The sequence below is a fragment of the Paenibacillus sp. FSL R5-0490 genome (genome assembly GCF_001956215.1).
Taxonomy (GTDB): Bacteria; Bacillota; Bacilli; order Bacillales; family Cytobacillaceae; genus Cytobacillus.
In genome coordinates, this window is sequence record NZ_MRTQ01000022.1 from 41,496 (window position 1) to 61,086 (window position 19,591).

The 19,591-nt window shown below is 45.3% G+C and carries 15 protein-coding genes; 5 read left to right on the forward strand and 10 right to left on the reverse strand.

Annotated features, from left to right (window positions below; genetic code table 11):
• Nucleotides 1-9: 9 nt before the first annotated feature.
• The 8 genes from efeB to BK139_RS17675 form a co-directional block, all read right to left on the reverse strand.
• Nucleotides 10-1,281 (reverse strand): iron uptake transporter deferrochelatase/peroxidase subunit, encoded by a 1,272-nt coding sequence (efeB, locus tag BK139_RS17640; RefSeq protein WP_076261379.1) that lies wholly within the window; start codon nt 1,279-1,281, stop codon nt 10-12.
• 5 nt (nt 1,282-1,286) lie between these two features.
• The gene (efeO, locus tag BK139_RS17645) at nt 1,287-2,135 is read right to left on the reverse strand and encodes an iron uptake system protein EfeO (protein WP_076261461.1); all 849 of its coding nucleotides are present in this window, start codon (nt 2,133-2,135) and stop codon (nt 1,287-1,289) included.
• 198 nt (nt 2,136-2,333) lie between these two features.
• Nucleotides 2,334-3,845 carry a malate:quinone oxidoreductase gene (locus BK139_RS17650; protein ID WP_076261381.1) on the reverse strand — a complete coding sequence of 504 codons (1,512 nt, stop codon included), beginning with the start codon at nt 3,843-3,845 and terminating at the stop codon, nt 2,334-2,336.
• 274 nt (nt 3,846-4,119) lie between these two features.
• The gene (locus BK139_RS17655) at nt 4,120-5,061 is read right to left on the reverse strand and encodes an aminoimidazole riboside kinase (RefSeq protein ID WP_076261383.1); all 942 of its coding nucleotides are present in this window, start codon (nt 5,059-5,061) and stop codon (nt 4,120-4,122) included.
• A gap of 12 nt (nt 5,062-5,073) precedes the next feature.
• Complete coding sequence (locus BK139_RS17660) at nt 5,074-6,522, reverse strand: glycoside hydrolase family 32 protein (RefSeq protein ID WP_076261385.1); 1,449 nt, start codon at nt 6,520-6,522, stop codon at nt 5,074-5,076.
• Nucleotides 6,523-6,552: 30 nt separating this feature from the next.
• Nucleotides 6,553-7,962, reverse strand: a complete 1,410-nt coding sequence (locus BK139_RS17665; protein WP_076261387.1) for a sucrose-specific PTS transporter subunit IIBC — start codon at nt 7,960-7,962, stop codon at nt 6,553-6,555.
• Between the two features lie 148 nt (nt 7,963-8,110).
• On the reverse strand, nt 8,111-9,100 hold the full coding sequence (locus tag BK139_RS17670) for a LacI family DNA-binding transcriptional regulator (RefSeq protein WP_076261389.1): 990 nt from the start codon (nt 9,098-9,100) through the stop codon (nt 8,111-8,113).
• A gap of 86 nt (nt 9,101-9,186) precedes the next feature.
• Nucleotides 9,187-10,131 (reverse strand): hypothetical protein, encoded by a 945-nt coding sequence (locus tag BK139_RS17675; protein WP_076261391.1) that lies wholly within the window; start codon nt 10,129-10,131, stop codon nt 9,187-9,189.
• Nucleotides 10,132-10,372: 241 nt separating this feature from the next.
• Here BK139_RS17675 and BK139_RS17680 point away from each other — a divergent pair, with 241 nt between their 5' ends.
• The 5 genes from BK139_RS17680 (at nt 10,373) to gnd (ending at nt 17,169) form a co-directional block, all read left to right on the forward strand.
• Nucleotides 10,373-11,278 carry a nuclease-related domain-containing protein gene (locus tag BK139_RS17680; protein ID WP_076261393.1) on the forward strand — a complete coding sequence of 302 codons (906 nt, stop codon included), beginning with the start codon at nt 10,373-10,375 and terminating at the stop codon, nt 11,276-11,278.
• A gap of 784 nt (nt 11,279-12,062) precedes the next feature.
• On the forward strand, nt 12,063-12,794 hold the full coding sequence (locus BK139_RS17685; RefSeq protein WP_076261395.1) for a GntR family transcriptional regulator: 732 nt from the start codon (nt 12,063-12,065) through the stop codon (nt 12,792-12,794).
• On the forward strand, nt 12,787-14,328 hold the full coding sequence (gene gntK, locus BK139_RS17690; protein ID WP_076261397.1) for a gluconokinase: 1,542 nt from the start codon (nt 12,787-12,789) through the stop codon (nt 14,326-14,328). The genes BK139_RS17685 and gntK overlap by 8 nt, the downstream gene beginning before the upstream one ends.
• A gap of 12 nt (nt 14,329-14,340) precedes the next feature.
• Nucleotides 14,341-15,687: a GntP family permease gene (locus BK139_RS17695; protein WP_076261399.1), complete on the forward strand. Its 1,347-nt coding sequence runs from the start codon at nt 14,341-14,343 to the stop codon at nt 15,685-15,687.
• Between the two features lie 75 nt (nt 15,688-15,762).
• The gene (gene gnd / locus BK139_RS17700) at nt 15,763-17,169 is read left to right on the forward strand and encodes a decarboxylating NADP(+)-dependent phosphogluconate dehydrogenase (RefSeq protein ID WP_076261463.1); all 1,407 of its coding nucleotides are present in this window, start codon (nt 15,763-15,765) and stop codon (nt 17,167-17,169) included.
• Nucleotides 17,170-17,223: 54 nt separating this feature from the next.
• On the opposite strand, the gene aspA is transcribed toward gnd, so the two are convergent.
• Both aspA and yeiL read right to left on the reverse strand, forming a co-directional pair.
• Complete coding sequence (gene aspA / locus BK139_RS17705; RefSeq protein WP_076261401.1) at nt 17,224-18,654, reverse strand: aspartate ammonia-lyase; 1,431 nt, start codon at nt 18,652-18,654, stop codon at nt 17,224-17,226.
• Between the two features lie 219 nt (nt 18,655-18,873).
• Nucleotides 18,874-19,560, reverse strand: a complete 687-nt coding sequence (gene yeiL / locus BK139_RS17710) for a transcriptional regulator YeiL (protein WP_076261403.1) — start codon at nt 19,558-19,560, stop codon at nt 18,874-18,876.
• Nucleotides 19,561-19,591 lie beyond the last annotated feature (31 nt).

Consider the following 19,591-nt stretch of genomic DNA (forward strand, 5'->3'; position numbering starts at 1 on the left):
AGCATCTCCCTATTCAAACAGCCCGGCGCCAAGATAGCTTCCTTTTTTCACACCAGGAAAGCAAGCAAATAGCGCGCTGCCGCGATGGGTTATATATTCATTTAACTTATCCATACGTCCGAAACTATTCTGAATGTTGATGAATTGCTGCGGGTTCTTCTGGAACGAGATAAACAGCAATCCGGCATCAAAAGAGCCAGTGTCAGAGTTAATTCCATCCGAGTAGGAAAAAGAACGCCTCAGCATGCGGTCTTTCACCTGTCTTGCCAAAAACACATGCGAATTTTCAGGAACGACTGACTTTCCATTCTCTTTCCGCTCGATTTCCATTTCTGAAAACTCATCGCTCTTCCCAATAGGCGCCCCTGTGTCGCGATGCCGGCCAAAGGTCGCTTCCTGTTCGCGCAAAGCGGTCCGATCCCAGGTTTCAAGGTGCATTTGAATCCGTCTAAATGCCAAATAGGACCCTCCGGTCATCCAGCTCTTTGATTCACCCGGCTGCACCCATACGACATCATCCATCTCTTTGGGATCATCCACATTCGGGTTGCCTGTGCCGTCTTTAAAGGCAAACAGATTTCGGGGCGTCATTTTTTCTTTATCTTTCATTCCATAAGAATTAAAGCCGGTCTGTGACCATCTCATCGTCACAAGTCCCCTCGCCGCACGGATTAAATTCCGCACCGCATGGAAAGCAACCTGCGGGTCGTCGGCACATGCCTGAATGCAGATATCTCCGCCGACATACCGCGGATCGAGCTGATCCTTTGGAAAATGCGGCAAATCCTTTAGTTCCTCCGGCTTCATATGTTCCAGTCCAAGCTCCTTTTTCTCAAACAAACTCGGACCCACGCCAAAGGTTAAAGTCAAATGTGAGGCATCAAGCCCGACAGCCTCTCCTGTATCCGGAGAAGGAAGCAGCTTGTTCGCTGAATCGGGTTCAACCATCTGCCCATTCATGAGCTGTACACTATAACGGGTCCAAAGCTGGAACATTTCTTTTAGTTCAGCTTTCGATTTGGCTGTACAATTCAGGGACACAAAGTAAGCATGTTCAGGATTTTTCGTCAGGATGCCTGATTGATGCTTGCCGTAGAAATTCACTTTGTTCCTGGATTCCTGGTTACCATCCACAAACGGAGATTCCCCAAAGGCGGTTAAGATTCCAGAGAATCCTGTAGCTCCCAGAATCATCCCCGCACTTCCGATCCCGGCTGTTTTCAGCATCTCACGACGGGAAAACCCTTTTTCAAAAAGAGATTTTTCCTTTTTCGTACTCATATTGATCACTCCACAACTATGGCCATTTGACTTAAAGGTTCTCCTAAATTATCAACTGCTGCTGACAATGCCTTTGTATCTTCCTGTGTCAATTTTTCGTAGGATACATATCCGCCGTTTCCATCCTCGTACTTAGCGAGCAGCTCATCCAATACGGCAAAGTTTTCATCCAGCTGCTTTACAAGGCCGGCATCTTTTTCTGTCAGCTTCTCTTTGAAGATTTCAAAGATCTTCTCTGCGCCTTCCACGTTGGCTTTAAAATCATACAAGTCGGTATGAGAGTAAATTTCTTCTTCACCTGTTATTTTGGAAGTGGATACTTCGTTTAAAAGATCCACTGCCCCTGTAATCATTAAATCAGGAGTCACTTCTACAGTTTCCACTTTCGCCCGCAGCTCTTTTACATCCTTCAGCAGCTGATCAGCTGTCTCCTCATAGCCCTCTGTTGTGCCTTCTTCCCATAGTCCGTACTCAAGCTTATGATAGCCGGTCCATTCTTCTTCTCCCTGTCCTTCTGCCTGGATATCAGCCAGACGGGCATCAATTCGCGGATCAAGGTCGCCAAAGCTCTCGGCAATCGGCTCTGAACGCTCAAAATACATCCGTGCTGGTGCATATAGCTCCTTTGCCTTTTCCACGTCTCCGGCCTTCACTGCTTCTGTAAACCCTTCAGTAGCCTTCACGAATTCATCCAGCTGCTCTATGGCAAATTGCTTATAGGCACTAACTTCCTTTTCTGTATTGCTTGCTTCCGTACCGGCACTCGCTTCTTTTTCTGTTGTTTCATGTGAAACATCCTCACCGCAGCCAGCTAAAATGCTGCCTGACAGCATCAAGATGCCTGTTACTTTCATAAACCTGTTCATATGTAAGCCTCCAATAATATCAAACTAGTAGTCCTGTCAACAATGATAATCATTATCATCGATGTAGTCAACACAATTTCTGTCAATGTAAAATTAATCTAATGCCAGCACTGGAAGCGGTTTCCTAAATGATTTTGCAAAAAAAGAACCCCCAAACCGAATTCGGCCTGAGGGTTCCTATTTTAATCAGTTATAAGCAAGCTCCTGCTGTTTTTCCTTTTCACTGAGGCCAAGCACCTGCGCTGTGGATTCGTGAATCTCACGGAACAACTCAGGATTTTCAGATAGTGACATACCGTAGGACGGAATCATTTTCTTAATTTTAAAATGCCATTCGTCCATTTGCTCAGGGAAGCACTTCTGCAATACTTCAAGCATGACATTAACGGCTGTTGAAGCACCCGGTGAAGCACCGAGCAGGGCAGCAACCGAGCCGTCAGACGCACTGACTACTTCTGTGCCGAATTGCAGGGTTCCTTTTCCGGCAGGTGTATCCTTGATGACCTGCACACGCTGGCCGGCCACTACGACACTCCAGTCTTCGCTCTTTGCGTTTGGAATGAACTCACGCAGTTCTTCAACACGCTGTTCATGGGACAGCATAACCTGCTGAATCAGATACTTTGTCAGCGCCATTTCCTTTGCACCTGCAGCCAGCATGGTGATGACATTGTTCGGCTTAACAGACTTGATCAGGTCCATATTGGAGCCTGTTTTCAGGAACTTCGGCGAAAATCCGGCAAACGGGCCGAACAGCAGGGATTTCTTGTTGTCAATAAATCTTGTATCCAGATGCGGCACGGACATTGGGGGAGCACCCACTTTGGCTTTTCCGTACACCTTCGCATGATGCTTCTCAACAATTTCCGGATCGTTGCAGACCAGGAACAATCCGCTTACCGGGAATCCGCCAATATGCTTCGATTCAGGGATGCCCGTCTTCTGCAGCAGATGCAGGCTTCCGCCGCCGCCGCCGATAAAGACAAACTTTGCCTGATGGTTTTCGATTGTGCCGCTTTCCATATTCCGCACTTTTACATTCCATGATCCATCGCCGGTACGCTTCAAATCCTCAACGCTGTGCTTATAATGGACATCGACATTTTTGCTCTTTAAATGGTCAAACAGCATGCGCGTTAATGCACCGAAATTGACATCCGTTCCAGAGTCGATTTTTGTAGCTGCAATCGGCTCATCTGATGTACGGCCTTCCATCATTACTGGAATCCATTCCTTCAGTTTCTCAGGATCATCGGAAAATTCCATGCCCTGAAACAGCGGATTAGCTGACAGCGCTTCCAAACGTTTTTTCAAAAACGAAACATTTTTTTCCCCCTGAACAAAGCTCATATGAGGGATTGGCATAATAAAGTCCTGCGGATTGGTAATCAGGCTGTTTTCTACAAGATAAGACCAAAACTGTCTGGAAAGCTGAAATTGTTCATTTACATTAATTGCTTTAGTGATATCTATTGATCCATCGGATTTTTCAGATGTATAGTTAAGCTCGCACAATGCAGCATGTCCCGTCCCTGCATTATTCCATTCGTTAGAGCTTTCTTCTCCTGCGCTGGCGAGCTTCTCAAACACTTTGATTTCCCATTCAGGTGCTAACTCTTTCAGTAAAGACCCCAAAGTCGCGCTCATGATTCCGGCACCAATTAAGATAACGTCTGTTTTGTTCTGTACGCTGCTCATTTTAAACCCTTCCTTATCCCAGAAATTTGCCAAAAACTGCAGGCGCTTTGCTCAGGCATCACCACTCGAAAGACATCACCCAAGGACGCGCCTTTTCCGTCACACAAAATACACATTCTATTCTATTATAATGATTGATAAGGTAATATAGCTAGCATTATCTGATAATTATATACTATTTTATACAAATTAGAAAGTTGGCATGGTTTTGGGGAACGAAAACAGCAGACAAAACGGTTCCAGTATTGGAAGGTTTGTCTGCTGTTTGGTAAATTTATGTCTTTTTAAGGATTTCCTGCACTTCCTCCAGGCAGGGAAGGCCGGTCATAGCGCCTTTCCTGGTAACGGCCAGACCTCCTGACACATTTGCGAAGCGAATCATCGAGGCCATTTCGTCATGCTCATGCTCCTCCAAGGCTTTAGGTGATTCATTTATGCAATAAAGGAGTCCGGAAACGAATGCATCTCCGGCACCGGTGGTATCCACCACCTTGTATGGCAATGCAGGAATTTTCCCGATCTCATCTTTATAGCGGAAGATGCAGCCATCACCGCCCAATGTAACGATTGTCAGCTTATTTTCAGTCAGCCGGGAAATTCCTTCTTCCATATCACTGCATCCGGTTAAAAAGGTGAGCTCCTCCTCCGAAATTTTTACAATATCGGCATAGGGAAGAGCCGCCATAATTTCTGCTTTTGCCCTTTCCTCGGAATCCCACAAACCCAAGCGGAGATTTGGATCATAGGAAATAAGCATATCCATCTCCCGGGCCCTCTTCACCGCTTGAAAAGCTGCAGTTCTCGAAGGCTCATGAATCAGTGAAATCGAGCCAAAGTGAAAAATCTTGTATTCTTCAAAAATGGACCAGTCTATCTCATCTTTATTCAGGAAACGATCTGCACTTGGATTAATGTAAAAACTAAAATCCCGTTCACCAGAGGGTTCTAACGTCACAAACGTAATACCTGTCCGCGCTTCATCCGTCAGTTTCATATATTGTGTATGAACCCCGTATCCCTCCAAGGTATCCTTAAGAAAGTTCCCAAGCACATCGTTGCCGACTTTCCCAACAAAGGCGGCCTTCCCTCCAAGCCGCGAGACTCCAACCGAAACATTAGCCGGCGCCCCGCCCGGAGCCTTTTGATAGGTAGAATTATCAGGATCCAGGGGAATAAAATCTATCAGAGCTTCCCCAAAACATAGAACTCCTTTCATAGTACACCTCCTTTAAAAAAGATATTTTTCCTCAAGATTCCACATGGATGCCGAAAAGCCTGCATCCCCGCTAAAAAGGATCGTCTCATTTTCAGGATCAGGAAAATATCGTGCAGTGAACACTTCCTCTCCGCCATTTATAAAAATTTCCAGTGAAGACTGATCCATAAACACATGCAGTTTGGATAGATTTGAAATTTCGCAGATTCTTGACTCCTGCATTCCTGATTTTACATTTCTTCTTTGCAGCTGGATTTCCTTTTGACCAGGATTATAAGTAAGAGAAGCCTCATTCCGAAAATCCATTTTGAAAATTCCCTTAACATTCTTAAAGGATTCCAGCATCAGTTCGGCCGTTTTTCCACTTAATCCGTCCAGCTGCAGGTTTGCTCCATTTATCTTCACATCATGGAATTCCGTTTTATCTTTGCGGAGCTTTTTGAATTCTTCCACAGGAATCTGTATAAGCCTTCCGTTTTTCATATCAAGCACTCTTGGCATGGTCAATGCGTGGATCCAGCGGTAATGGACAGTCGGCTGGCTCGATTCGGCTTCATCTGTAATGCCCATCCATCCATAAAGAATCCGCCTGCCTGAATCGTCTTTAAACGTTTGCGGTGCATAAAAATCAAAGCCGCGGTCAAGCTCTGCAAAGGAACCATGTTTAAACTTCGCTTTTTCATAATCAAGCTTTCCGGCAAAATACCCTGATTGAAAAAGGTTATGGTATTCATACCCGCTCGGCTCTAGCCCCTGCGGTGAAACAAGTAATATCTCCTGGCCACCCAGCTCAAATAGATCCGGACATTCCCACATATAGCCGAAGTCTTCCAGACCATTCATCCATGCACCGGCAATCTTCCCTTTTTCCTCCCAATGGTATAAATCCTTCGAAGCAAATAGAACAGCAGCCCCCTTCTGATTAGGAGTCTGAGCGCCAACAATCATATAGAAGCTCCCGTCCTTTTCCCAGACTTTCGGATCCCTGAAATGAGCAGTATACCCTTTCGGCAGCTCCAGGACAGGGCCTTTTTTGGCAAAATGGATGCCATCCTCTGATATGGCAAGACATTGATAAGTCTCGCGCTTGCCATCCTCCCTCTTCACATTTCCTGTATAAAAAAGATACATCTTTCCATCATGATCAATCGCACTTCCTGAATAGCAGCCATTCCGGTCATACCACTGATCAGGAGCGAGCGCGATTGGCTCCTCCTTCCAATGGATGAGATCCCTGGATGAGTAATGTCCCCAATACTTGGCACCATGGGCAGTGTCAAACGGGTTCCATTGATAAAACACATGATAAACACCCTTGAATTGGATTAAGCCATTAGGATCATTCAGCAAGCCGACAGGCGGCATGAGATGATACTTCAACCGGTATGGATCCTGGCTAACCAAATGTCTGTTTCTTTCTGCTTCTCCGCGAGCCTTCTTGAATAAATCTATTTTAGTCATCTTAGAACATCCTTGCTGTTGAAATTTCTGTTACTGTCCCTGTTCCACTTCTTTCTTTGCCTTATCCGAATATCCAAACATCCAGGTCAGGGCAAAGGCCACTGCGATGGCAATCACATTAACTAAAATGTACTGCAGAACCTGGCCGTTTAAGTAAAGAAGTGTGCCAGGAATAACGGTAACGGCCATTCCAGTCGCTTTCAGCTGAAGCAGGGAGGCAGCGAACCCGCCGGCAGCTCCGCCAATCAATCCCATGACAAACGGCTTGCCGTAGCGCAAATTGACACCGAACAATGCCGGCTCGGTTATTCCCAAAAACGCGGATAAGGCTGATGGGAAAGCCAGGGCCTTTAATTTGGCTGATTGTGTTTTTAAAGCAACTGCTAAGGTTGCACCGCCTTGTGCTGCAACGGCACATGTAACAATTGCGTTGTACGGATTGCTTTTATATTGAGCCAATAGCTGGATCTCCAGCATGTTGAAAATATGATGAACACCGGTGATAACGATAAGCTGATTAAGACCCCCGATAAGGATGCCGCTGATTCCGAACGGCCATGAGAGCACAGTTGTGGTAACATCCAGGATGCCTTGCTCCACCATATGAAATAACGGCCCAATGACCAGAAGTGATAATCCAATCATGATCAGAAGGGTTAAGAACGGGGTAATAATTAAATCCAATGCATCCGGCACCCGTTTTCGAATGACCCTTTCCAATTTTGCCCCAATAATCCCGGCAATAAAGGCTGGAAGGACAGAAGCCTGATAGCCGACAACCGGAATAAATCCAAAAAAGTAAATCGGTTCAACATTTCCGCCTGCCACATCCCATGCATTTGGCAGGGAAGGACTCACAAGCATCAACCCTAGAATTAAACCAATGATCGGAGTCCCGCCAAACACTCTAAAAGTTGACCAGGCGACAAGAGCCGGGAGGAATATAAATGCCGTATCCGTCAGTACCTGAGTGAATAAAATGAAATTTTCCGACACATCAGATGCTGTCATGCCAAATAAAGCGAGAACTTCCTCCTGCATCACCAGTCCGCGCAATCCCATAAAGAGCCCTGTCGCCACAAGGACTGGAATGATCGGCACAAATACATCCCCGAATTTCCGGATCGCCCTTTGGAAAGCAGAACCGCTTTTAACCGCTTCTTTTTTCTGCTCCGATGCTGACATGGATTCAATGTCCAGGCCGGATACTTCTTCATAGACTTTATTAACCGTTCCCGTCCCAAGAATGATCTGATATTGGCCTGAATTGAAGAAAGCGCCTTTAACCTTATTGATGCTTTCAACCTTTTCCTGATCAATTTTCTCCTTATCATTCACCATGATCCGCAGCCTGGTCGCACAGTGGGCTACTGATTGAACATTGTCCCTACCCCCGACAGCGTCAATTAATTCTTCCGCAATTTTACGATACTCCGACATTCTCTTCACCCCTATTTTTATATTTATGTGGAATCGATTCCACATCAGACAAAAAATAATGGAACGTTCCTTTGTGAAATCGATTCCATAAAAGCAAAAATAAAAGTGTAATCGATTAAACCTTCTTATGAAATCGATTACACAACCATTATATACTTTCTCTTTCTACAAGTCTATATCTAATTTTTCTGTTTATTTTCTGTTCATGCTCCCCCTTAATCTTTTGAAGGATTAATAAAGCCGCCTCCCGTCCTGCATCTTCAAACGAAAAATCGATGGTTGTTAAGGCTGGGGTGATATATTTAGAAAGCTCCGATCCGCCCATGCCTGCTATCGCAACATCACCGGGAACAGAAAATCCATTTTGCCTGAGATACTGTAAAGCACCAATCGCCAGACGGTCTGTCACAGCAAGGACTGCCTGCGGTTTATCTTCAGCAGATTCCATGATGCTCCTCATGCAATCAGACCCGGAGTCTATATCGAACATCCCTTTTTGCAGCCAGCTCGCTTCAACCGGGAGCTGATGTTCCTTCATTGCATCGAGGTATCCTTTTTTCCGGAGGTAGCCCACCGCACGGTCAGCCTCATCCACGCCTATAAAAGCAATTTTTTTATATCCCTTTTTGATTAGCAGGCAAGCCATATCCCTAGCAGCCTGATATTCATCAAATATTACACTGGTCAACTCTTCCGCATACTGCCCTACCATGATAAATGGGATTTTCAGCTGACGGATTTCCTGGATCAATTCCTGCTGCACGTTTGTAGCTGACAGAATCATGCCGTCCACATTTCTGCTTTTGAGAAGCCGTATATATTCTATCTCTTTTTCAGCATGAAGATTTGTATTAGCAAGGAGAATCTGATAGCCTTCCCCGGCCAATACGTCGTCAATCCCATTAACCAGACGGCTGGACGTTTCAGTGCTGATCTTCGGGAGAATAACACCAATAACCTTTGTTTTTTTCGTGCGGAGTGACTTCGCATGGGCACTTGGGACATAACCTGTCTCCTCGATTACGTGCAGAACTCTTTTCCTTGCGTCCTCACTCACATAACCGGAATTATTCAAAACCCTCGAAACAGTCGTCCGAGACACATTCGCCCTTTCTGCTATTTCCTTTATGGTAATCATCTAAATCCTCCCGGGCTAAAATAGTCTATTATCATTTTACACAAATGAAAGCAAAAGGAAATAGCCTGAGTAAGCAAGGACGAATATTACTCCTGCCTTATCAGCGCCCGCCGCCGATCATGCAGAACCAGGAGAAGGATGATTCCCATCATCACACCCAATACAATCCCCATCTCCGTGGTCAGCACCCGTGTCAGCGGATACTCCGGACTGGACTGAAAATCCGGGCGAATGATGGAAAAGAGGTTATACGAAAACAGCATGCCCGACGAAATCCATGCAGCAGCCATGGGCGGCAAAAAACTCCGGGAGCCGCGGCGGGTAATCAGCACCAGGAGGCCCCATGCACCCACTAGAGCCCACCCTCCTGTACTTAGCGTCAGAAGGTGCCACCACAAATCACGGGACTCCAGCATATCCGGGTTGATGCCAAGGGTTCCGCCTGCTGCCCAAAATATCTTTATGGCACCGAGAATCATGCAGCCTGCCGCGGCGATCCTCCCCAATGTGGTCTGCAGCTGCCGAGTGTGTCCCGGCATCTCCCCGCAATCGGTCGGACCGCCAAGCGCCTCAGGCCACCGCATCATAGCATATCCTGCTAAAGCCAGAGGAAGGCATATCCCGACTCCGACGAGAGAGACCATAACGAAGATTTGCTCGTAAATCCAGAAGCCGGCGGCACCTGCCTCCTGATCCTGAGCCATGGCCGCTGGGCCAAGGACAGGTGCCAGCAGCAGCAGTGGAACTAGAAGACCGGTACCGAGCCACACGGGCAGGGCCACCATCCAGGCGGGCAGCCGTTCACCCCAAGGCCTGCAGAATGCCATTGCCAGCAGGATGCCGACCGCAGCGATAACCGCTGTAGCTGCATTAATCCCCCGCCAGCTGGCTTCTCCCATTTGCTCAGTCGGAAGAAAGAAGCCAAACGTCCAGGCGATTTTGATCATTAGATAAGGAGTCACCGCTATCGCAGCGCCATAACCACAGACTTTGCGCATTTTCATCAATCGTTCGGCTGTCTTTATTGCCATACTCTTACCCCGTCTGCCAGAATGAAAATGTTATTTATATCTGGCTTTCTTTTTAAAAGAACCATATCCAAAGTGATCCCTCCCGTTTATTCCAGTAACATTGGAATTGTATTCCTTTATTTGATCTTTATGTTTCCTGCTTCATGAAAATCGGCAAATGGTAAGAAAGCCTTGGAATAGAATTTGTAATTTTTAGGATTTATTTTAAAATAGATTTAGAGGTAAAGAAAGGAAGTGGAAAATGTTATTAAAAAGAAGATTTCCGTCAGATGAATTATGGTATATGAGATATTTGAACACCCGAATGGAGTTAACCGAAAAAGAAAAGCAGCACTGGGCCAACCTTGAAAAAGGCTATGAAGGAGAGGTGAAATTTGACCTTCTGACTGAAAAATTGACCGAAGTAAGGGTGGTGATTCATGATCTGTTACTGGAAGTGAACAACTCCTATTTTCAAATTGACACCTTGATCATTTCAGAAAGAATGATCCATCTAATAGAAATAAAAAATTTCCAGGGAGACTGGCACCTGGAATCTGACAAGCTATTTGCCGTAACTACCGGCCGGGAATATAAGAATCCTGTATACCAATTAAAAAGAAGTGCCGCCCTATTCCGCCAGCTGCTTCAAATCCTCAAGCAAACCATTCCCGTTGAAGCCTCCGTTATTTTTATCAACCCTGAATTCACCTTATACCAAGCTCCCATGGACCAGCCCATTATCCTGCCAACCCAAATAAACCGATTCCTGAAAGACTTGAATCATCCCCCGTCCAAACTAAATGAGGGTCACAGAAAACTGGCCCAGCAATTACTGTCACTCCATCAAACCAAAAATCCCTATACTATTTTGCCCGATTATCACTTTGACCAGCTGAAAAAAGGGATGTATTGCATGGATTGTCATTCTCTTCTTACTCCTGTACACAAGAATCTGGTATGCAAAAAATGCGGCGGGCATGAAAAAATAGATCAGGGTATTTTGCGGAATATAAAAGAGTTCAAGCATCTCTTTCCCGAGCGAAAGCTGACAACCCAAGGCATCCATGAATGGTGTAATGCCAATATAAACAAAAGAACTTTCTCCAGGGTATTAAAGAAAAACTTTACAGCGCGCGGCAGCACCAGTAATACCTATTATGAGTGAGTGTTGTTGATGGGAGGAGGTGACGCGGGTACGGGGTTCTTATGTCCGGTGGTGTACCCGGGTTCTGACTCTGGATCCTCGATTCTACCTTTCTGTGTCCGAAGTTGAACCAGGTTCTGACTCTGAATCCTCGATTTTACCTTTCTGTGTCCGAAGTTGGCCCAGGTTCTGACTATGGATACTCGATTCTACCTTTCTGTGTCCGAAGTTGGACCAGGTTCTGACTCTGAATCCTCAATTCTACCTTTTTGTGTCCGAAGTTGGGCCGGGTTCTGACTCTGAATCCTCGATTCTACCTTTTTGTGTCCGAAGTTGGACCAGGTTCTGACTCTGGATCCCAGATTTCTTCTTTCTGTGTCCGAAGTTAGCCTAGGTTCCGACTCTGAATCCTCAATTCTAGATTAAGCCCATATAATTGTGTAAAAAGAAAAGGAGTCAAATTAATTCCTAATGGTCACAATGGTTATCAACGACGAAAAATCATTGTGGAGGAATTAATTTTGACTCAATATCAGTTTAACCTAAATCTTGACCATTTATAAGTGACCGAAGTTGATCCAGCATCAGACTCCAATTCCCGGAAGCCTACTTCCTCTGTCCGAAGCCGATCCGTTTCGGGAATGCACCCGCCCCCAGCTCCACCACCCATAAACAAACCCATATTCAAACAATAATTCCAATCAATTTTAAATTTAAAGCGTTTGCATTTTATTTCATTTGGATTATAATACTTGTATACAAGTATACACGTATACTCAAAATGTCATTTCATAAAGGTGATGTCATGAACGATTCTGCTGAATTTCTATATCCGCAAAAATGGCTGTCTAAGGCTTCCTCTGGCGATCGTGTCGCGTATGAGCTTAGGATGCGCATTATTGCCGGTTTGATTGAAAGCGGTACCACGCTTTCTGAAAATAAATTGGCCGCTGATTTTTCTGTAAGCCGTTCACCGGTTCGTGAAGCTTTAAGGACACTGGCATCTGAAAATATCATCCGCCTGGAAAGAACGGGTGCGGTGGTTGCCGGGTTAACTGAAAAAGAAATAGAAGAAATATACGATGTCCGTCTGATGATTGAGACATTCGTGTTTGAACGTCTTATCAGCATGGACACAAATGAATTGGCGATGGAGCTCAGCAAGGTGCTGGAGATGATGAAGGTGGCTGTCAAGTACCGGGATGCGGATGAGTTTGCGTATCAGGATCTTCTGTTCCACGAAATCATCATTGGATCTATTGGCCATTCTTATATCCAGCTGATCTGGAATAATTTAAAGCCCGTGATGGAAGGCTTCATTCTTTTATCCATGCGCGTGCGCTTTAAGGAAAATTATGAAGATCTTAATCGGATTGTGAAAAATCATGAACTATATATTGATGCAATTAAAACAAAAGACAGAGACCTCATGATTCAGTCGCTGCACGAAAATTTTGATGATGTTCAAGGGAAAGTGGACGATTTATGGAGGTCACAGCAAATGCTGTCAAAAGGGGTTAAACAACAAGATGACTAGCTATATGTTAGGGATTGATATTGGAACCACCAGTACAAAAGCCGTGTTATTCAGTGAAAAAGGAGATGTGATTCAGCAGGAAAACATCGGATATCCGCTGTACACTCCTGATATCTCCACAGCAGAACAGGATCCTGATGAGATTTTCTCTGCTGTCGTTCAAGCCATAGCGAATATTACGAAAAACCATCATGATAAAAAACTGTCCTTTGTGTCCTTCAGCAGTGCGATGCACAGTGTGATCGCGATGGACGAGAATGACCTGCCGCTTACGCCGGTCATTACCTGGGCCGATAACCGCAGTGAAGCCTGGGCACGCAAAATTAAAGAAGACTGGAATGGACATGAGGTCTATAAACGGACCGGCACACCGATTCATCCTATGTCCCCATTAAGCAAGATCACCTGGCTTGTGAATGAGCGTCCGGAGATTGCCAACAGGACAAAAAGATATATCGGCATTAAAGAATATATCTTCAAAAAGCTTTTTGATGAATATGCTGTCGATTATTCACTTGCTTCCTGCATGGGCATGATGAATCTCAAGACATTGGACTGGGATGAAGAGGCATTAGCGATTGCGGGCATCAACCGCTCTCAGCTATCCAAACTCGTTCCTACGACAAAGATGTTCCAAAACTGCCATCCTATTTTAGCCAAACAAATGGGCATCGATCCAGAGACACCTTTTGTGATCGGCGCAAGTGATGGTGTGCTTTCGAACCTGGGTGTGAATGCGATCAGAAAAGGTGAGATCGCCATCACCATCGGGACAAGCGGTGCGATACGGACCATTATTGATAAACCCCAGACCGATGAAAAAGGGAGAATTTTCTGTTACGCCTTAACAGAAAATCATTGGGTGATTGGCGGACCGGTGAACAATGGAGGAATGGTCCTCCGCTGGATCCGGGATGAATTTGCCTCATCTGAAATCGAAACGGCCAAGAGATTAGGCATTGATCCGTACGAAGTATTAACAAAAATCGCCGAACGCGTCAGGCCGGGCGCTGATGGCCTGCTGTTCCATCCATACCTCGCAGGTGAACGTGCTCCTTTATGGAACCCGGACGTCCGCGGATCCTTCTTCGGATTAACGATGTCCCATAAGAAGGAGCATATGATTCGGGCAGCGCTTGAAGGCGTCATTTATAATCTGTACACCGTGTACCTGGCATTAGTGGAATGCATGGACGGTCCGGTAACCCGGATTCAGGCAACAGGAGGCTTTGCCAGATCTGAGGTTTGGCGGCAAATGATGTCCGATATTTTTGAATCGGAAGTCGTCATACCTGAAAGCTATGAAAGCTCCTGTCTCGGTGCCTGTATTTTAGGATTGTATGCCACAGGAAAAATTGACTCGTTTGATGCCGTTTCGGATATGGTGGGCGATACCTACAAGCATACACCGAAGGAAGAGGCTGCAAGAGAATACAGACAGCTGCTGCCGATCTTCATCCAATTATCCAGAGCGCTTGAGGATGAATATACTTCGATCGCCAACTATCAAAGAAGCTTAATACACCATAACTAGGGGGAAATAACAATGCCGCTGTTAATAGTAGCAATTGGAATCGTTGCCTTATTAATTCTGATAATGGGCTTAAAATTAAATACCTTTATTTCTTTAATTATCGTTTCATTTGGCGTTGCGCTGGCACTCGGAATGCCGCTCGACCAAATTGTCAAAACCATTGAAGCCGGATTAGGCGGAACACTTGGCCACCTGGCACTCATCTTCGGACTTGGCGCCATGCTGGGCAAGCTGATCGCCGACTCTGGCGGCGCCCAGCGAATTGCCATGACTCTTGTCAATAAATTCGGTGAAAAGAATATCCAATGGGCCGTAGTGGCTGCATCCTTTATTATTGGTGTTGCCTTATTCTTTGAAGTGGGACTTGTTCTATTAATTCCGATCGTATTTGCTATTTCAAGAGAATTAAAGATTTCTATTTTGTATCTTGGTATCCCGATGACAGCGGCTTTATCTGTCACACACGGATTCCTGCCGCCTCACCCGGGTCCGACTGTTATTGCCGGTGAATATGGTGCAAACATTGGTGAAGTATTGCTTTATGGTTTCATCATTGCGATTCCAACCGTTATTTTAGCTGGACCGGTCTTTACGAAAATCGCTAAAAAGCTCGTTCCGGATTCATTCACAAAAAGCGGAAACATCGCTTCTCTGGGAGAGCAGAAAACCTTTAAGCTTGAAGACACACCAGCTTTTGGAATCAGTGTATTTACGGCTTTGCTTCCTGTTATTTTAATGTCAATCGCAACGATTATTACTTTGCTTCAAAAAACAATGGGATTTGAAGATAATAGCTTACTTGCTGCCATCCGCTTTATTGGAGATGCCGGCACTTCGATGCTGATCTCCTTATTGGTTGCCATCTATACCATGGGATTGGCAAGAAAAATCCCAATCAAAAATGTGATGGATTCCTGCACAACGGCCATCAGCCATATCGGGATGATGCTTTTGATTATCGGAGGAGGCGGCGCCTTCAAACAGGTATTAATTGATGGCGGTGTCGGTGACTATGTGGCCGAGCTTTTCAAAGGGACAAGCCTGTCTCCGATTTTACTGGCATGGATTATCGCGGCTATCCTGAGGATTTCATTAGGATCTGCCACAGTGGCTGCATTAACGACAGCTGGATTAGTCATTCCCCTGCTGGGCCAAACGGATGCAAATCTTGCCTTAGTGGTGCTTGCAACAGGTGCGGGAAGCTTAATCGCTTCTCACGTCAATGATGCCGGCTTCTGGATGTTCAAGGAATACTTTGGTTTGAGCATGAAGGAAACGTTTGCAACATGGACTTTGCTTGAAACAATAATATCTGTTGCTGGATTAGGATTTATTTTATTGTTAAGCTTATTTGTATAAACACTTTATGGCAATGAAACCCTACTTTATAAGAGGGTTTCATTGCCTATTATTCTGAATGAAGGAGCAGGAACTATGAAAAATACAATTGGTGTTATTGGTCTCGGCGTAATGGGGAGCAATATCGCTTTAAATATGGCCAACAACGGCGAGAAGGTAGCTGTATATAATTACACAAGGGATTTAACCGATCAGCTTGTACAAAAGCTTGAAGGGCAAGCCATAAGCCCTTATTACGAAGTAGAGGATTTTGTCCAGTCTCTGGAAACACCGAGAAAGATCTTTTTAATGGTGACGGCTGGAAAAGCCATTGATTCTGTTATCGCAAGCTTACTTCCTTTCCTTGAAGAGGGCGACGTTATCATGGACGGGGGCAACTCCCATTTCAAAGATACGGAAAAAAGATATGATGATCTGAAAGCAAAAGGAATCGGCTATCTGGGTATCGGCATTTCAGGCGGTGAAGTGGGAGCATTAACAGGGCCTTCCATCATGCCTGGCGGTGATCAGGATGTCTATGAAAAAGCGGCTCCAATTCTTACGAAGATCGCTGCAAAGGTTGACGGGATGCCTTGCTGTGTTTACATCGGACCTAAAGGGGCAGGCCACTTTGTCAAAATGGTACATAACGGAATCGAGTATGCAGATATGCAGCTGATTGCTGAGGCCTATATATTCTTAAGAGAAAAGCTGGGATTATCTGTTGAGGAAATAGCGGATATCTTTGAAACATGGAATCAAGGCGAGCTGAAGAGCTATTTAATCGAGATCACAGCAGCTATTTTAAGGAAAAAAGATGAGCGCACAGGGCTGCCGCAAATCGATGTCATCCTTGATAAAGCCGGACAAAAGGGAACCGGAAAATGGACCAGCCTGCAGGCGATCGATAATGGGATCCCAACCTCGATCATTACAGAATCTTTATTCGCACGCTATATTTCTGCTCTAAAGGATGAGCGTGTGGCGGCAGAAACACTTTTAACAGGTCCTGAGAAGGATCAGATAATCCTTGAAAAAGACGTCTGGATTGAATACATCAGACAGGCTTTATATATGGGGAAAGTGTGTGCCTATGCACAAGGATTTACACAATATAAAATGTCATCTGAGCAAAATGACTGGAATCTGCCTTTAAAGGATATCGCTCTGATTTTCCGCGACGGCTGCATCATTCGTGCGGAATTCTTAAATGTCATCAGCGAAGCCTACCAGGAGCAGCCGAACCTGGCAAACCTCCTTGTCTCCCCTTACTTTGCAGAGAGAATCAGGGACTACCAGACAGGCTTGCGCAAAATTGTCTGCGAAGGCATTCAATCCGGCATCGCATTGCCATGCTTGAGCTCTTCTCTTTCCTATTACGACAGCTACAGGAATGGAAGATCAAATGCCAGCCTGCTGCAGGCACAGCGTGATTACTTCGGTGCCCATACGTATGAGCGGACTGATTTAGAAGGGACTTTCCATACTAATTGGAATGAATAGATAGCAAAAACGCTTGCCCCCCTATTGCGGGGACAAGCGTTTTTTTTGTTTACCTTAATCTCTTTCAAGCAGCGCAGCGCCTGCAATGCCAGGATCCGTCATTTCATATGGATCGAGGATTAAATCGAGTTCTTCTTCTGTCAGAACATCATATTTCAGGCACAGCTCCCTGATGGAACGGCCTGTTAAAATCGCTTCCCGTGCAATTCTGGATACGACTTCATAGCCAAGGTGAGGGTTGACGGCAGTAATGATGCCGACACTCTTTTCAACATAGTCCCTCATTCTTTCTTCATTGGCTTCAATTCCTTTTACACAATGCTCTGTAAACGTATTGAACGCATTGTTCATAATGCTGATCGATTGCAGAAGGTTAAAGATCAGGACTGGCTCCATGACGTTCAGTTCCAGCTGTCCCGCTTCTGAAGCAAGGGAGATCGTGTTGTCGTTCCCGATGACCTGGAAGGCAACCTGATTGATCAGTTCCGGAAGAACAGGGTTTACTTTACCAGGCATAATGGATGAGCCCGGCTGTCTTGCCGGAAGAGAAATTTCACCAAGACCCGCTCTTGGGCCAGAAGCCATCAGGCGCAGGTCATTTGCGATTTTGGACATATTGGTCATGCAGATTTTCAGTGCTCCGGAAACCTCAGTGTAAGAATCCGTATTCTGAGTGGCGTCTACAAGATGTTCTGCCCCTTTAAATGGCAGGCCGCTGATATCGGCAATATGCTTCACCACTAAGTCAATGTATTTCGGGATGGCATTCAGACCTGTTCCAACTGCCGTTGCGCCCATGTTCAGCTCATATAAGTGCTGTTTGGATTGCTGAATGCGCTTGATGTCGCGAGCAATGACGCGGCTGTAGGCTTCAAATTCCTGCCCAAGCCTGATTGGAACAGCATCCTGCAAATGGGTCCGGCCCATTTTAATCACATGGCTGAATTCCTTTGATTTTTCAAGGAAAACAGAGTGCATATTTTCCATTGTCAGGATTAATTGATCCAGCAGATTTAATACTGAGATGTGCATAGCTGTCGGGAACGCATCATTCGTCGACTGCGACATATTAACATGGGTATTAGGGCTGCAATGGGAATAATCGCCCTTTTCATGGCCCATGATTTCAATCGCGCGGTTCGCAAGGATTTCATTAATATTCATATTAATGGATGTTCCGGCACCGCCCTGGATCGGGTCCACAATCACCTGATCATGCCATAATCCTTCAATCATTTCATCGGCTGCCTGTACAATCGGGTCTCCGATGCCTGAGTAAAGGCGCTTAACTTCCATATTCGCCATGGCCGCTGCCTTTTTCACGATGGCCATTGCCTTGATTAACTCCGGATGAATCCGGTAGCCTGTAATCGGAAAGTTCTCAACCGCACGAAGCGTCTGAACGCCATAATAGGCATCAGCCGGTACTTCCTTAGAGCCTAGAAAATCTTTTTCGATTCTGTAGCTGTTCTTTGCTGCTAACATTGACTTCTTCTCCTTTATATAAACCTTTCAGATATATATAGGTTTTGTAATAGCTTATCCTTCGTATTCACTATAAGCCTGAAAGGATGAATTGGCAATGGTTATGGCACAATAAAAAAGACCTTTTTCCCGGTATGCCTGAATGCTTGGGAAGCTGGTAATTTCAGTGAATGAAACCGCTTACCTTTAAGTGGGAATTTTCATTGCTTTATATCCGGTTCAGCCGCCCGTCTCCAACCCATTTTTCAGCACATCTGCAAGCCGGTGCAGATCGTCCGGCTGCCGAATAAGGTAATGGCGTCCTTCCTTCTGCAAATAGCCTTTTTCGCAAAATTGCACAAGAACATGCAGGAGATGACGGTAGGACACTCCTAAAAAGTCACAGACGGTCACATGTTTCTCTTTATACACATCCCCATCAGCGGTTTGCAGGATGAAATCGGCCAGCCGGTTTTCAAGCGGGAAGGATAGGCTCTGGGAATACTTTTCAGCCATCTTGGTTGCTTTCACACTTAAAAACTTGGTGAGCTCGCGGAGGAAGGTGGTGTCTTCAAGCAGATTTTTGCGGCAGTGGTGCAGGGGAATCGCAAAACAGACTGTCTTTGCTGAGGCTTGGATCCCCTTTGTATAGTACACTTCATGCAAAAGCTCCATCTCCCCGATATAATCATGGGCATTGATAAAATTAATCAAAGATACCTTTCCATTTTGATACGTCACGTAAATCTTGGCTTTTCCCTCGATGACATAATACAAATAATCCGGCCTCATGCCCTCGCGTATAATCCACTCATCCCGCTTATATTCGCGAACTTCTATAAACTCCTCAATTGGAAAAGAAAATAAATGGGATATAGAGTGCTTCTCCAGGTAATGCTGTCTTTTTTTCCCTTTGTATGTTTCCATCATCCACCCCAAAATATGAGATATCTCATAT

Coding starts and splice junctions, on each gene's coding strand:
- efeB (WP_076261379.1), bottom strand. CDS start 1,281: ATGAGTACGAAAAAGGAAAAATCTCTTTTTGAAAAAGGGTTTTCCCGT.
- efeO (WP_076261461.1), bottom strand. CDS start 2,135: ATGAAAGTAACAGGCATCTTGATGCTGTCAGGCAGCATTTTAGCTGGC.
- BK139_RS17650 (WP_076261381.1), bottom strand. CDS start 3,845: ATGAGCAGCGTACAGAACAAAACAGACGTTATCTTAATTGGTGCCGGA.
- BK139_RS17655 (WP_076261383.1), bottom strand. CDS start 5,061: ATGAAAGGAGTTCTATGTTTTGGGGAAGCTCTGATAGATTTTATTCCC.
- BK139_RS17660 (WP_076261385.1), bottom strand. CDS start 6,522: ATGACTAAAATAGATTTATTCAAGAAGGCTCGCGGAGAAGCAGAAAGA.
- BK139_RS17665 (WP_076261387.1), bottom strand. CDS start 7,962: ATGTCGGAGTATCGTAAAATTGCGGAAGAATTAATTGACGCTGTCGGG.
- BK139_RS17670 (WP_076261389.1), bottom strand. CDS start 9,100: ATGATTACCATAAAGGAAATAGCAGAAAGGGCGAATGTGTCTCGGACG.
- BK139_RS17675 (WP_076261391.1), bottom strand. CDS start 10,131: ATGGCAATAAAGACAGCCGAACGATTGATGAAAATGCGCAAAGTCTGT.
- BK139_RS17680 (WP_076261393.1), top strand. CDS start 10,373: ATGTTATTAAAAAGAAGATTTCCGTCAGATGAATTATGGTATATGAGA.
- BK139_RS17685 (WP_076261395.1), top strand. CDS start 12,063: ATGAACGATTCTGCTGAATTTCTATATCCGCAAAAATGGCTGTCTAAG.
- gntK (WP_076261397.1), top strand. CDS start 12,787: ATGACTAGCTATATGTTAGGGATTGATATTGGAACCACCAGTACAAAA.
- BK139_RS17695 (WP_076261399.1), top strand. CDS start 14,341: ATGCCGCTGTTAATAGTAGCAATTGGAATCGTTGCCTTATTAATTCTG.
- gnd (WP_076261463.1), top strand. CDS start 15,763: ATGAAAAATACAATTGGTGTTATTGGTCTCGGCGTAATGGGGAGCAAT.
- aspA (WP_076261401.1), bottom strand. CDS start 18,654: ATGTTAGCAGCAAAGAACAGCTACAGAATCGAAAAAGATTTTCTAGGC.
- yeiL (WP_076261403.1), bottom strand. CDS start 19,560: ATGGAAACATACAAAGGGAAAAAAAGACAGCATTACCTGGAGAAGCAC.